A 13,846-nucleotide genomic window follows, 5' to 3' on the forward strand; every position below is an offset into this window, starting at 1 on the left:
ATAAGCGAGATCATACGCTACTCATGACATGCAATAGACACTCATGGACACTCAATCAGCAGCAGCTTCCTACCCCTGGACGGTGAACGCTCCGGCCGCGACGAGCAGCGCGCCGTACAGCACCGGACGGGCGGGCCGGCGGCCGTCGGAAAGGGGGACGAGTGCGGCCACGAGTACGGGTGCGCAGCCGACGGACACGGCCGGGGACGGCGGGCTCCGCGGTCCGCTCGGCAGCGAGGACGGCCAGGTTGAAGCCGACCACCCGATCGCGGCCAGCAGCCCGAGCCGGCCCCATTGACGGGGGTTCAGGTTGCGCAGCGGCGCGAGTCCGCCCCGGCCGGGCAGGGGGATCAGCAGCAGGCAGGCGAGCCAGTAGCGCAGGGCCTGGCCGCCCGCGGAGGCTTGGCGTTCATGAGACCGACGCCAGGGAGCACACCGGTCCGGCTTAAGGTCCATTCTCATGCAGGTATCGGGGACCAATCCGGCGCGGGGCGGCGAGAGAGGGACAGCCGCGTGGGAGCTGCTGCTGCCCGCCGCGGCCGCGCCGGCGCGCCGGCGCGGGCGGCAGCTGCAGTCGGCGCTGCGCGAGGCGGTGCGGTCGGGGCTGCTCGCGGCGGGGACCCGACTGCCGTCGAGCCGGGAGCTGGCGGCCGACCTGGGCGTTTCCCGCGGGCTGATCACCGAGGCGTACGAGCAGCTGACCGCGGAGGGATATCTGCGCAGCGGCCGGGCCTCGGGGACCTGGGTGGGCGACGCGACGCGGTCGGCGGCCCGTGGGGCGCACGACCGGGCGCCGCGCGTCCCGTGCGGCGCCCGCGCCGACTTCCGGCCGGGCACACCCGACCTCTCGCTCTTCCCGCGCGCGGCCTGGGCGGCCGCCCACCGGGGCGTACTGGCGAAACTGCCGCATCACGCGCTCGGCTACCCCGATCCACGCGGGCTGCCCGAACTGCGCACCGCGCTGGCCGGGTTCGCGCGGCGCCGTGGTGTGGTGGCCGATCCGGAACGGCTCGTGGTGTGTTCCGGCGTGGCCCAGGCGATGACGCTGATCGGCTTGCCCTGCGCGGGCGGGGCGCGGTCGGCGTCGAGGACCCGGGCAGTCCCGAGCACGCCGCGCTGTTCGGCGCGGCGGGGGTCGGCCACCGTACCGCTGCCCCTCGACGACGAGGGGCCGGCACTCGGCCCGCTCGAAGCCTCGCGCGCCCGCCGCGGTGTGCGCGTGCGCCGGCGGCACACTGGTCCGACCCGTCACTGGAGGCGCACCGATGCCGCATCGTTCACCGCTTTCGTTCCCCGGCCGCCGGGCCGTCCTGCGTGGGTCCCTCGCCGCTTCCGCGGCGCTGACCGTGCCCGTGGCCCTCGGCGGCGCCCCGGCGCCGGCTCTCTCGGGCCGCCCGAGTGCCCAGTGGGGCGTACAGACCGGTGATGTGACCTCGACGTCCGGTCTGGTGTGGGTACGGTCGGACCGGCCGGCCCGGATGATCGTGCAGACATCAGCGACCGAGTCCTTCCGCAGGCCCCGCCGCTGGTACGGCCCGCTGCTCGGGCCAGGGACGGACTTCACCGGGACGACGGCGCTGCGCGGCCTGCCGCCCGGCGAGCAGGTGCACTACCGGGTGATCCTGGCCGACCCGGACGACCCGCGACGCACCGGACAGCCGGTGCACGGCAGCTTCCGTACCGCACCGGTCAGGCGGCGCGACGGCGTCCGGTTCCTGTGGTCGGGCGATGTCGCCGGTCAGGGCTGGGGCATCAACCCGGACCTCGGCGGCTTTCGCGTGTTCGAGGAGATGCGCCGCCGGAATCCGGACTTCTTCCTGTGCAGCGGGGACACCGTGTACGCGGACGGCCCGATCCTGCCGACCGTCACGCTGCCGGACGGCCGGGTCTGGCGGAACATCACCACCGAGGAGAAATCGAAGGTCGCCGAGACGCTGGCGGAGTTCCGCGGCAACTTCCGGTACAACCTGCTCGACGAGAATCTGCGCCGGTTCAACGCCCAGGTGCCGACGATCGCGCAGTGGGACGACCACGAGGTGAAGAACAACTGGTACCCGGGCCAGATCCTCGACGACGCGCGCTACACGGTGAAGGACGTGGACGTCCTGGCGGCCCGCTCGCGTCAGGCGTTCAGCGAGTACTTTCCCGTCTCGACCCTGCCCGCGCGCGGCGCGGAGGGCCGGATCCACCGGGTGGTGCGGCACGGTCCGCTCCTCGACGTCTTCGTCCTCGACATGCGTACGTACCGCAACGCCAACTCGCCCGGCCGGCAGACCGACGACCCGACCGGCATCCTCGGCGCGGAGCAGCTGGCGTGGCTGAAGCGCGAGCTGTCCCGGTCGCGCGCGGTGTGGAAGGTGATCGCCTCGGACATGCCGCTGGGGATCGTCGTGGCGGACGGTACCGCGAACTTCGAGGCGGTCGCGCAGGGTGATCCCGGCGCCCCGCTGGGCCGTGAGCTGCAGATCGCCGAGCTGTTGCGGCACATCAAGCGCCGGCGGATCACGGGCACGCTGTGGCTGACGGCCGATGTGCACTACACCTCGGCGCAGCACTACGACCCGTCGCGGGCCGCCTTCAAGGACTTCGCGCCGTTCTGGGAGTTCGTGTCGGGACCGCTCGCCGCGGGCGGGTTCCCCGCGGTGAGGCTGGACCCCACGTTCGGTCCGGAGCAGTCCTTCGTCAAGGCGCCGACCAGGGCGAACCTGTCTCCGGCCGAGTCTCCCCAGTACTTCGGCGAGGTCGACATCGACGGTGACAGCGGTGAACTGGCGGTGAGGTTGCGGGAGGAGGGCGGGGGGGTGCTGTTCACCAAGGTGCTGCAGCCCGGGCGCGTCGGCCAGTAGCCCACGACAGGGCGATCACTCTCAGCCGGAGTCGATAAGAAAAGCTACCTAATCGACCAGAAGCACGCTTAACCCGTCAGTCACAAAGCGTTCGTGATCACGCAACACCGCTCGTTCACAGTGGTGCCATGACTGAAGTGAATTCCTCCGCGAAGACTGCCCGCCACCACCACTGGCGACGGGACCTCGTCGAACTCGCCGCCCTGTTCACCGCCGTAGCCGTCGCGGACGCCATCGCGAAGATGGTCGTGAAGGGTCCGAAGGGCCCGGTTCTGCTGGTCGTCTCGGCCGTCGCACTGCTGATCACGGCCGGCTTCCACACATGGTGGGCCCGAAGGCACAGCCATGCGCCGCCGCCGTCCACGGATGCCCGCCGGGCTGATCACCGGGGCCCGCACTCCGGGCGACCCGGCGCGAGCACCGCCCTGTGGCGGATGCGGACGACCGTACGGGACGAGCCCGGTCGGCTGGCCGCGCTGTGCGGCGCGCTCGCCCGGCATGGCGCGGACATCGTGACCCTGCAGACGCATCCGCTGGCCGAGGGTACGGTCGACGATTTCCTGCTGCGCGCGCCCGACGGCCTCTCCGCCGCTCAGCTGACTCGGGCGATCTCGCTCGCGGGCGGTGAGGACACCTGGATCGAGCGGGCCGACGCCCACGATCTCGTGGACGCCCCCACCCGGGTACTGGGCCTGGCCACCCGCACCGCGCTGGACGCCGCCGAACTGCCGCTGGCTCTACGCCAGTTGCTCGGTCGCTGCACAATCCACTCGCTGCCCGCCACTTCGCTGACCGGCCGCCCGACCGGGGCCGACGCGCCGGTGGAGGGCGTCCTGGAGTCCACGGTCATGCGGCTGCGCGACCCGTCCGGCGGTGCGATCACCATCGAGCGGCCTTATCTGCCGTTCACGCCGACCGAGTTCGCGCGCGCCCGCGCCCTGGTCGAGCTGGACGCCCGGCTCGGCCCGCGCATCCCGCGCAGCCAGGATGTGCTGACCCTGCCCGAGGGCAACGAGATCACGATGCGCCGGGCGGACGTCAGTGACCTCGCCGCCGCCCGGGCGATGCACGACCGCTGCTCGGAGCGCACGCTCGGCCTGCGCTACCACGGCCCGGTGGCGGACGCCGACCGCTACCTGTCGCACCTGCTCAGCCCGCGCTTCGGCCGCACGCTCGCCGTCCAGACCGCTTCCGGCCGGCTGGTCGCCCTCGGCCATCTGCTCTGGGACGGGGACGAGACCGAGGTCGCGCTGCTGATCGAGGACGACTGGCAGCGCCGTGGCATCGGCTCCGAACTGCTGCGCCGCCTCGTGGCGCTCGCCGTCGAGGCGGGCTGCGAGAGCGTCTACGCCGTCACCCAGTCGTCCAACACCGGGACGGTCGCCGCCATGCGCGGCCTTGCCCTCCCCCTCGACTACCAGATCGAGGAGGGGACGCTCGTCATCACGGCCCGGCTGGACGCTACGCCGGTACGGTCTCGTCCTCCGTACGAGGAGACTCCGCACGAGGAGACGGAGCAGAGTCCGCGCTCGGGGCAGACTCGGCACGCCGGGCGCTGAGCGCGCAGTCCAGGTCGCGCCACAGGTCCTCGACGTCCTCGAGACCGACGGACATGCGCAGCAGCTTGTCGCTGACTCCGGACGACCGCCGGTCTCCCTCGGCCACGATGCGGTGGCTGATGGAGGCCGGGTGCTGGATCAGGGAGTCGACGCTGCCGAGGCTGACCGCCGGGGTGATCAGCCGTACTCCGGCGATCACCTCGTGCGGGTCGCCCGCCACCTCGAAGGCGATCATCGCACCGCCGAGCTTCGGGTAGTGCACCCGGGCGATGCGCGGGTCCTCGGACAGCCGCCGGGCCAGTTCGGCCGCCGTGGCCGAGGCGGCCCGGACCCGTACCGGCAGCGTGGACAGTCCGCGCAGCAGGAGGTATCCGGCCAGCGGATGAAGTACGCCGCCGGTCGCGAAGCGCACCTGCCGCAGCTTGCGCGCGAAGTCCTCGTCGCAGGCGACCACGCCGCCCATGACGTCGCCGTGCCCGCCGAGGTACTTGGTGGCGCTGTGCAGGACCAGGCGTGCGCCGCTCTCGGCCGGCCGCTGGAGCACGGGCGTGGCGAAGGTGTTGTCCGCGAGCAGGGGCACCGATCCGCAGGCGTGGGCGATCGCCCGCAGGTCGAGTTCGGCGAGCGTCGGGTTGGCGGGTGACTCGACCATGACCAGGCCCGTGTCGGGCCGGATCGCGTCCGCGATGCCCGCGGGGTCCACCCAGGTCACCTCGGAGCCGAGGAGGCCCGCGGTGAGCAGGTGGTCACTGCAGCCGTAGAGCGGGCGTACCGCCACCACGTGGTGCAGCCCCATGCCGATCCGCACCATCAGGGTCGCGGTGAGCGCCGCCATCCCGCTGGCGAACGCGACCGCGCTCTCGGTGCCCTCGAGCCGCGCCAGCGCGGTCTCGAAGCGGGCGGTGGTGGGATTGTCCAGCCGGGCGTAGACGGGCGGCCCGTCCGGCCGGGCGCCGGTGGTGGCGAACTCGTCGATCCGGGCCGCTTCGGCCCGGCTGTCGTACGAGGGGTACGTCGTCGACAGGTCGAGCGGCGGCGCGTGCACGCCGAGATCCGCGAGGTCTTCGCGGCCGGCGTGCACGGCTTCGGTGGCCAGGGCCCGGGGTGTGGTCGAGGCGTTCGTCGTCATGGCCGAACTCTGAACAGTTACCGGGAAGTAGCGTCGAACGTCCGTGCTACGTTCGGCGTATGGCCGAAACTGTCGCACTGGACCCGGTCGATCTGGACATTCTGCGCCTCCTGCAGAACGACGCACGGATGACGTACCGGGATCTCGCCGCCGAGGTGGGAGTGGCCCCGTCGACCTGCCTGGACCGGGTGGCGCGGCTGCGCCGCTCGGGGGTGATCCTCGGCCATCAGCTGCGGCTGGATCCGGCGAAACTCGGCCGCGGCCTGGAGGCCCTGCTCCTGGTGCAGGTGCGGCCGCACCGGCGGGAGCTGATCGGCCCCTTCGTCGAGCGCATCCGGGCCCTGCCCGAAACACGTGCCCTCTTCCATCTCACCGGCCCGGACGACTACCTGGTGCAGGTGGCGGTGGCGGACACCGCAGATCTGCAGCGGCTCGTCTTGGACGAGTTCACCTCGCGGCGCGAAGTCGCCCGGGTGGAGACCCGGTTGATCTTCCAGCAGTGGGAGTGCGGACCGCTGCTGCCGCCCGAGGCGGGTGGCTGACACATGGCTGAGACAGGTGGCTGAGACTGAACGGTAGTGACGCGGGCCCCTCTCCCGTACAAGGATGTCCGCATGTCCGACACCTTCAGCGGCAGCCCGCTGCCCCGCCAGGTCGCCGACGCGTACGTCGACGACCTCATCGCCCTCGACCCGATCACCGGCACCTTCCTGGGAGTGGCCGAGAGCTCCCGCAGACTGCCGGACTTCTCCCCCGCCGGCCGGCAGGCACTGGCCGGCCTCACCCGTACGACACTGCGCAGGCTCGACGAGGCGGAGCAGCGGCCGGGCGCCGGCAGCGACGCCGAGCGGCGCTGCGGCCGGCTGCTGCGGGAACGGCTCACCGCCGAACTCGCCGTCCACGAGGCCGAGGAGGAGCTGCGGGCCGTCAGCAACATCCACTCGCCGGTGCATTCGGTACGCGAGGTGTTCACGGTCACCGCGGCGGAGACCGACGAGGACTGGGCCGCGATCGCCGAGCGGCTGCGCGCCGTGCCCGACGCGCTGGAGGGCTACCGGGCCTCGCTGGCCCTCGGACTGGAACGCAAGCTGTACGGCGGGCCGCGGCCCACGGCCACCTTCATCGGCCAGCTGACCCAGTGGGCGGGTGACGGCCGCGGCTGGTTCGACGAGTTCGCGGCGGCCGGACCCGAGTCGCTGCGCGCCGAGCTGGACACCGCCGCGGCGGGCGCGACCGAGGCCGTTGTCGCGCTGCGCGACTGGATGCGCGACGTGTACGCGCCGGCGATCGAAGGCGCACCGGACACCGTGGGCCGTGAGCGCTACGCCCGCTGGTCCCGTTACTTCAACGGCACCGACCTCGACCTCGACGAGGCCTACGCGTACGGCTGGTCCGAGTACCACCGGCTGCTCAGCGAGATGAAGACCGAGGCCGAGAAGATCCTGCCGGGCGCCGGCCCCTGGGAGGCACTGTCCCACCTCGACGCGCACGGCACACACATCGAGGGGGAGGAGGAGGTCCGGGCCTGGCTCCAGGGCCTGATGGACGAGGCGATCGAGGCCCTGGACGGCACGCACTTCGAACTCGCCGAGCGGGTACGGAAGGTGGAGTCCCGGATCGCCCCGCCCGGCGGCGCCGCCGCCCCGTACTACACGGGCCCGTCCGAGGACTTCTCCCGGCCCGGCCGCACCTGGCTGCCGACCATGGGCGAGACCCGCTTCCCAGTGTACGACCTGGTGTCCACCTGGTACCACGAGGGCGTCCCCGGCCACCATCTGCAGCTCGCTCAGTGGGCGCACGTCGCCGACCAGCTCTCCCGCTACCAGGCCACCGTCGGCATCGTCAGCGCCAACGCCGAGGGGTGGGCGCTGTACGCGGAGCGGCTGATGGACGAACTGGGCTTCCTCACCGACGCGGAGCGCCGACTGGGGTATCTGGACGCGCAGATGATGCGTTCCACCCGGGTGATCGTGGACATCGGCATGCACCTGGGCCTGGAGATCCCGGCCGACTCGCCGTTCCACCCGGGCGAGCGCTGGACGCCGGAGCTGGCGCAGGAGTTCTTCGGCATGCACAGCGGCCGGCCCGCGGACTTCGTGGAGAGCGAGCTGACGCGCTACCTCTCGATGCCGGGCCAGGCGATCGGCTACAAGCTGGGCGAACGTGCGTGGCTGCTGGGCCGCGAGAACGCCCGCAAGGCGCATGGTGACGCGTTCGACGCGAAGGCATGGCACATGGCGGCGCTGTCGCAGGGCTCGCTGGGTCTGGACGACCTCGTGGACGAGCTGTCCCGGCTCTGACATCCGGGCCCATTCGGACATCGGGCGGCGGGGCCCAGCTCAGCGGTGCGAAGCCCGGCCGCCGTTCGGCCAACACTTCAGTTCCGAGAGGAGGTTTCACGGTGGGGACCGGGTTTCTCTTCTGTTCCGACCCGCTCAGAGCCGTCCGCCCCGATCCGCAGTTCGGCGGCGAGGCGGCCGCGGTGCGTGCCGGGGGCGGGACCGTCGCGTTGCTCGACCATGACGCGCTGACCGCCGGGGACACCGCCGCGGCCGTCGCACGGATCCCGCGCGACTCCGGTCCGTACTGGTACCGGGGCTGGATGATCCCGGCTGCGCGTTACGCCGAGCTGGAGCGGGCGCTGCTCGCCCGCGGCTGCGCCCTGCGCACCGGGGCGGCCGACTACCGGCGGGCTCATGAACTGCCGGGCTGGTACGGGACGTTCGCCGAGCTCACCCCGCGCAGCGTGTGGCGCGAGCAGGCGCCCGGCCGGCCCCCGACGGCCGGCGAACTGGCCGCGCTCGCCGCGCCGCTCGGCGGCGGACCCGGCGTGGTCAAGGACTACGTCAAGTCGCGCAAGCACGAGTGGGCGGCTGCCTGCTTCGTACCGCGCCCTCGGAGTCGATGGCCTGGCCGGTGCCCCACGCCGCCGCTGTCCACACCGGGCCGGGATTCACCGGTCCTGCGCGCAGGAGCTGTCATGCGGTTCGGGTCAGCAGCCGCAGTTCTCGGCGCCGATGGAGGCGGTCAGCGGGTCGGCGTCGCGCTTCTGCCGGCCCTCCCAGGTCTCGACCTCGAAGCCCTCCCGGAGCCAGTACTCGATGCCGCCGAGCATCTCCTTGACCTGGTAGCCGAGTTCGGCGAGGGCGAGGGCTGCGCGGGTGGCGCCGTTGCAGCCGGGGCCCCAGCAGTAGGTGACGACCGGCACGGACTTGTCGAGCAGGCCCTCCGCCTGCTCGGGGATCAGCGCGGTCGGCAGGTGTATCGCGCCGGGCACGTGGCCCTGGTCCCAGGCCTCGGTGGAGCGGGAGTCGAGGACGACGAAGCCCGCCTCGCCGCCGGCCTGCAGGACCGCCGCCACGTCGGAGACATCGGCGTGAAAGGCGAGAGAGGCGCCGAAGTACGCGGCGGCCGCGGCCGGGGAAGCGGGCGGGACACGGAGGACGGGGTTGGTGGAGGAAGGAGCCTGAGGGGTGAGCTGCGGTGTCGTCATGACCGCAAATCTACGACCGTTGATCATCTTCAGGAAGAGAGCTTCCCCGGCACTTGACTTGATCCGCCGGGGAATTCCCTGCTATCTCTGCCGCATGACCGGCTATTCCCCTGACGCCACCGACTGGCGCATCCTCGATGTCCTCCAGCGCGAGGGCCGGGCCAGTTTCGCCGAACTCGCCCGGGCCGTCTCGATGTCCGCGAGCGCGGTCACCGAGCGGGTGCGGCGGCTCGAAGAGGCGGGTGTGATCTCCGGCTACGCGGCCGTCGTCGAGTACGAGAAGCTCGGGCTGCCGATACTCGCGTTCGTACGGCTGCGCTATCCGCACGGCAACTACAAGCCGTTCCACGACCTGGTGGACGCCACTCCAGAGGTGCTGGAGGCGCACCACGTCACGGGCGACGACTGCTTCGTCATCAAGGTGGCCGCGCGGTCGATGCGACACCTGGAGGAGATCTCGGGCCGCATCGCGTCACTCGGTTCGGTCACCACGAGCGTGGTGTACTCCTCGCCCCTCCCACGGCGCCCGCTCAGCCGCTGACACCTGCGCCGCGGTGCCGGACCGCGGAGCCGCCGCGCTCCTTCACCACTTCGAGCTGTGCGGGGATGCGGCGCCGCAGATCGGCGACGTGGCTGACGATGCCGACGCTGCGGTCCCGCTCGCGCAGGGAGTCCAGTACGTCGAGCACCTCGTCCAGCGTCTGATCGTCCAGGCTGCCGAAGCCCTCGTCGATGAAGAGGGTGTCCAGCCGCATGCCGCCGGCCTCGTCGGTGACGACGTCGGCGAGCCCGAGGGCGAGGGCGAGCGAGGCGAAGAAGGTCTCCCCGCCGGAGAGGGTCGCGGTGTCGCGCTCGCTGCCCGTCCAGGCGTCGACGACATGCAGGCCCAGTCCGGAACGGCCGCGGCCGCCGGCCCGGGCGTCGGAGTGAACGAGGGTGTAGCGGCCCGCGGACATCCGCTGGAGCCGCAGGGTGGCCGCCGCCGCGACCTGTTCCAGGCGCGCCGCGAGGACGTAGGACTCCAGGCGCATCTTGCGTTCGTTGTCCGCGGAGGTGCCGGCGGTGAGCGCGGCCAGCCGCGCCACCCGGTCGTACTGCTCCCGCAGCGGACCGAGCCAACGCATCTCCTCCTCGGCGAGCCGCGACAGCCGCACGAGTTCCGCGCAGCGTGTACGGGCCGCGTCGGTGGCGGAGACCGCCTCGCGCTGCTGGCGGCCGGCCAGTTCGGCGGCCGACCGGGCGCCCTCGGGGCGGGCCGGCGGACGGGCTCCCGCCGCGGCGGTGTCGGGCTCGGCCAGCCGGTCCGCGACGAGCGCCTGCTCCGCCTGCCACGCGTCGAGCCGGTGCTGAAGGTCGCGCTGTGCCGCGTCACCGATCACCGCGGCGGCCGCGGCTCCGGGCGTGTCGAACCCCGCCTTGAACGCGGCGTCGGCGAGTCGGTCGTCCGCCGACTTCAGCCGCTGGGCGGTCGCGTCCACGGCCCGGAAGGCCTCGGCGGCCTCCGCGACCTGCCGTACCTGGTGTTCCAGGGCCCGCGCCTGCTCGGCGACGCTGCGCGCGCCGCCTCGGGCCCGCTCCAAATCGGCCTCCAGGGCGGCCTGTTCGGCGTCGAGCATCTCCCGCCGGGTGGTACGCGCCGCGGTGTGGCGTTCGGCGCGCTGCTGGGCGGCGAGCCGCTCGGCGTGTTCCCGGTCGGCGCGGGCCAGCGTCTCGCGCGCCGCGTGCAGGGTGGCGGCCTCGGTGTGGGCGGCCGCGTGCTCGCGGCTCAACTGCACGGTGAGGGCCAGGAGTTCAGCCTCGGTGGAGCCGCCGGCCGCGGCCCGCGCCTCCGCGCATGCCACCTGGGCCCGGCCGAGGCGCTGCTCCGCCTCGGTACGGGCCTCCTCGGCCAGCCCGTGCCGACGGCGGGCCTCCTCCTCGGCCGCGCGGTCGACGTGTCCGGCTTCGAGACGGGCGGGGGCGGGGTGTTCCCGGGACCCGCACACCGCGCACGGCCGGCCGTCAATGAGCGCTGCGGCGAGTTCGGCCGCGATGCCCTGCAGGCGCAGCTCCTTCAGCTCCAGCCAGCGCTCCCGTGCCTGCCCGGCCCGCTCCCGGGCGGTCAGCAGCGCCTCCTCGGCGGCCGCCGACTCACGCTCCAGTCTGTCCCGTCGGCGGGCCGCTTCCAGCCGCTCCCGGGCCGGTTCGAGGCGGCCCGCGAGCTGTTCGGCAAGGGGGGCGGCGGCCTGGGCCCGTTCGATGCGGTGCTGGAGGGTCCGACGGGTCGCGTCCCAGCCGGAGAGCCAGGCCGCCGCCTCCTGGGCGACCTCCTCGTCCGCCCGCGCCTCGCGTTCGAGGTTCCAGCGCTCCTCGGTGATGTCCGCGCTGCGCCGCTCGGCCCTGCGCGCCGCGTCCAGTGCGCCGAGGTCCTGCCGCAACTGCTGCTCTGCGTCGGCGAGTTGGTCGGCCCCCGCTTCCGCGAGGCGGGGCGGCAGCTGCGTCCGGCAGCGGTTCCGGCCGGCGCTCGCGGCGCGGTGCTCCCGCTCGGCGGACTCACGCAGCCCCAGCGCGGGTGCGACCAGGTCGGCCTTACGGGCCCGGTCGAGCCGGGCCCGTACCCGCTCGCGCTCCTCGCGGAGTGCCGCGAGTGCTTCGGCCCGCTGCCGTGCATCGGCGTGGCGGCGCTGGAGGCGGTCGAGTTCGCGCGTGTCCTCCAGCGCGCGGTGGGCGGCGGCGGCCCTGCTGTCGGCGGCCGCGAGGGCGTACTCGGCGATGTCGAGCCGCTCGAGCGCACTGCTGCGGGCCACGGCGGCCCACTCCCGTACCGCGTCGGCAAGGCCCGCCTCCCCGGGCGCGAGCTGCGGAAACGGCCAGTCCCGCAGATCTGCCGCGTCACCCGCGGCCTGGGCGATGCGCTGGGCGGTGGCCAGGACCCGCTCGTCCCCGGCGCGCACCTGCTGCTCGGCGGCGCGCCGCCGTTCGGCGAGCCGCTCCTCGACGGCGGCGAAGCGGCGCGTGTCGAAGAGCCTGCCGAGGAGCTTGCCGCGTGCCTCGGCATCGGCGCGCAGGAAGCGTGCGAAGTCGCCCTGCGGCAGCAGCACGACCTGGCAGAACTGTTCCTTGCTCATGCCGATGAGCAGGCTGATCTCTTCGCCGATCTCCTGGTGGGAGCGGCTGAGCGCCTTCCAGCCCGTGCCCGCGTCGTACTCGCGCAGCCAGCTCTGCGCCTTGTCGCGGGTGAAGCCGGTGCCGCGCTTCTTGGGGCGGCTCTGCTCGGGGCGGCGGGTGATCTCCAGCCGCCGCCCGCCGACGGTGAGTTCAAGACACATTTCTGTCGGCGTGTCGGCCTCGGCGTGGTCGCTGCGCAGCGTGGCGCCGGGCGACTGGCGGGCGCCGGGGACCGAGCCGTACAGCGCGTAGCAGACGGCGTCGAGGACGGAGGTCTTGCCGGCGCCGGTGGGTCCGTGCAGCAGGAAGATCCCGGCGGCGGAGAGTACGTCGAAGTCGACTTCCTGGGTGGAGGCGAAGGGGCCGAAGGCGGTGACGGCCAGCCGGTGCAGCCTCATCGGGCCACCTCGCGCACGGTCTCGTCCGTCCGTACGTCGTCGAAGGCGTCCCGCAGCACGGCGCGTTCCCGGTCGTCGGGCGCGCCGCCGCCGCGCACGTGCACCACGAAGTCCTCCGCGATCTGCTGGTCGCTTCGCCCCTTGAGCCGCTGCGCGTAGGAGGCGAGCGGATCCGACTCGGTCCGCTCCGGATCGAAGGCGAGGCTCAGGGTGTGCGGGAAGCGCGCGGTGAGCCTGGCCATCGGCTCGGCCGGACGGACCGGGTCGGTGAGCGTGGCCTCGACCCACGCGTCTTCGTACCGCTCCAGCGCCGGATCCTCCAGCAGCTCCGCGAGGTGCCCGCGGATCCGGGCGAGGGGGCGGGGGACGGGGCAGGGCAGGCGCTCCGCCGTGACCGTGCCCGCCGGGCCGAGGTCGACCAGCCACATGCTCTTGCGGTGGTCGGTCTCGGAGAACGAGTACGCGAGGGGGGAGCCGGAGTAGCGGACCCGCTCCGTGATGGTCTGGCAGCCGTGCAGGTGGCCGAGCGCGGCGTAGTCGACGCCGTCGAAGACCCCGGCCGGTACGGCGGCGACTCCGCCCACCGTGATGTCGCGTTCACTGTCGCTGGCTTCGCCGCCAGTGACGAAGGCGTGCGCCAGGACGACGGACCGGCTCCCGGCGGGCCGGCCGGCGAGATCGGCCCGCACGCGTCGCATGGCGGCCGCGAGGACCGCCTCGTGTCCGGCCTCCGCCCCGAACTCGTCCTTCACCAGGGCAGGTTCGAGGTACGGCAGGCCGTACAGCGCGACGTCCCCGTACGTATCGGTGAGCACGACGGGCGTGGCGCACTCGGCGGGGTCGGTCCGCAGGTGGATTCCGGCCCGGCCGATCAGCCCGGCGCCGACGCCGAGCCGGCGGGCGGAGTCGTGGTTGCCGGAGATCATCACCGTGGGTACATCGAGGGCGGCGAGCCGGTGCAGGGCCCGGTCGAAGAGCTCGACGGCGGCGAGCGGCGGCACGGCGCGGTCGTAGACGTCCCCGGCCACCAGCACCGCGTCCACCCGCTGTTCGCGCACGGTCGCCACCAGGTGGTCGACAAACGCGGCCTGGGCGTCGAGGAGGCTCACCCGGTGGAAGGATCGGCCCAGATGCCAGTCGGAGGTGTGCAGGAATCTCACTCGACTACTCCGACCTGCACGTTTGCCCTTTCTCCCACCCGCAACCAGCACTCCAGCGGCACGAGATCCGCTCCGCGCAGCCACCACGCTAGCGTCGCCCGGCCTCCGGTCCCC

Annotated in this window: 9 protein-coding genes and 3 pseudogenes; 7 read left to right on the top strand and 5 right to left on the bottom strand. The window is 73.0% G+C overall.

All coding sequences use genetic code 11. The features are described 5' to 3' along the window. Nucleotides 1–72 precede the first annotated feature (72 nt). Nucleotides 73–456, bottom strand: a pseudogene (locus tag NLX86_RS27870) (EamA family transporter); the annotation flags it as partial. A 4-nt stretch (nucleotides 457–460) separates the two neighbouring features. Here NLX86_RS27870 and NLX86_RS27875 point away from each other — a divergent pair. The 3 genes and pseudogenes from NLX86_RS27875 to NLX86_RS27885 form a co-directional block, all read left to right on the top strand. After that, nucleotides 461–1,246 (top strand): annotated as a pseudogene (locus NLX86_RS27875) (aminotransferase class I/II-fold pyridoxal phosphate-dependent enzyme); the annotation flags it as partial. A 19-nt stretch (nucleotides 1,247–1,265) separates the two neighbouring features. Further along, the gene (locus NLX86_RS27880; RefSeq protein ID WP_254374564.1) at nucleotides 1,266–2,846 is read left to right on the top strand and encodes an alkaline phosphatase; all 1,581 of its coding nucleotides are present in this window, start codon (nucleotides 1,266–1,268) and stop codon (nucleotides 2,844–2,846) included. A 128-nt stretch (nucleotides 2,847–2,974) separates the two neighbouring features. Next, on the top strand, nucleotides 2,975–4,405 hold the full coding sequence (locus NLX86_RS27885; RefSeq protein WP_254374565.1) for a GNAT family N-acetyltransferase: 1,431 nt from the start codon (nucleotides 2,975–2,977) through the stop codon (nucleotides 4,403–4,405). Here the strand turns inward: NLX86_RS27885 and NLX86_RS27890 are convergent. Then, nucleotides 4,308–5,534, bottom strand: a complete 1,227-nt coding sequence (locus NLX86_RS27890; RefSeq protein ID WP_254374566.1) for a PLP-dependent aspartate aminotransferase family protein — start codon at nucleotides 5,532–5,534, stop codon at nucleotides 4,308–4,310. The two genes, NLX86_RS27885 and NLX86_RS27890, sit on opposite strands and share 98 nt — an antisense overlap. A 59-nt stretch (nucleotides 5,535–5,593) precedes the next feature. On the opposite strand from NLX86_RS27890, the gene NLX86_RS27895 reads away from it, so the two are divergent. The 3 genes and pseudogenes from NLX86_RS27895 to NLX86_RS27905 form a co-directional block, all read left to right on the top strand. Beyond that, on the top strand, nucleotides 5,594–6,076 hold the full coding sequence (locus NLX86_RS27895) for an Lrp/AsnC family transcriptional regulator (protein ID WP_254374567.1): 483 nt from the start codon (nucleotides 5,594–5,596) through the stop codon (nucleotides 6,074–6,076). A gap of 72 nt (nucleotides 6,077–6,148) precedes the next feature. After that, complete coding sequence (locus NLX86_RS27900) at nucleotides 6,149–7,834, top strand: DUF885 domain-containing protein (RefSeq protein ID WP_254374568.1); 1,686 nt, start codon at nucleotides 6,149–6,151, stop codon at nucleotides 7,832–7,834. A gap of 101 nt (nucleotides 7,835–7,935) precedes the next feature. Beyond that, nucleotides 7,936–8,424: pseudogene (locus NLX86_RS27905) on the top strand (hypothetical protein); the annotation flags it as partial. Between the two features lie 102 nt (nucleotides 8,425–8,526). Here the strand turns inward: NLX86_RS27905 and NLX86_RS27910 are convergent. Continuing rightward, nucleotides 8,527–9,027: a rhodanese-like domain-containing protein gene (locus NLX86_RS27910; RefSeq protein WP_254374569.1), complete on the bottom strand. Its 501-nt coding sequence runs from the start codon at nucleotides 9,025–9,027 to the stop codon at nucleotides 8,527–8,529. Nucleotides 9,028–9,121: 94 nt separating this feature from the next. Here NLX86_RS27910 and NLX86_RS27915 point away from each other — a divergent pair, with 94 nt between their 5' ends. Further along, the gene (locus NLX86_RS27915; protein ID WP_254374570.1) at nucleotides 9,122–9,568 is read left to right on the top strand and encodes an Lrp/AsnC family transcriptional regulator; all 447 of its coding nucleotides are present in this window, start codon (nucleotides 9,122–9,124) and stop codon (nucleotides 9,566–9,568) included. On the opposite strand, the gene NLX86_RS27920 is transcribed toward NLX86_RS27915, so the two are convergent. Continuing rightward, on the bottom strand, nucleotides 9,558–12,572 hold the full coding sequence (locus NLX86_RS27920; protein ID WP_254374571.1) for an AAA family ATPase: 3,015 nt from the start codon (nucleotides 12,570–12,572) through the stop codon (nucleotides 9,558–9,560). The genes NLX86_RS27915 and NLX86_RS27920 overlap by 11 nt on opposite strands. Further along, nucleotides 12,569–13,732, bottom strand: coding sequence for an exonuclease SbcCD subunit D (locus tag NLX86_RS27925; RefSeq protein WP_254374572.1), 1,164 nt, complete (start codon nucleotides 13,730–13,732; stop codon nucleotides 12,569–12,571). The genes NLX86_RS27920 and NLX86_RS27925 overlap by 4 nt, the downstream gene beginning before the upstream one ends. Between the last annotated feature and the right edge of the window lie 114 nt (nucleotides 13,733–13,846).

This window comes from Streptomyces sp. A3M-1-3, from assembly GCF_024213665.1.
Lineage (GTDB): Bacteria > Actinomycetota > Actinomycetes > Streptomycetales > Streptomycetaceae > Streptomyces.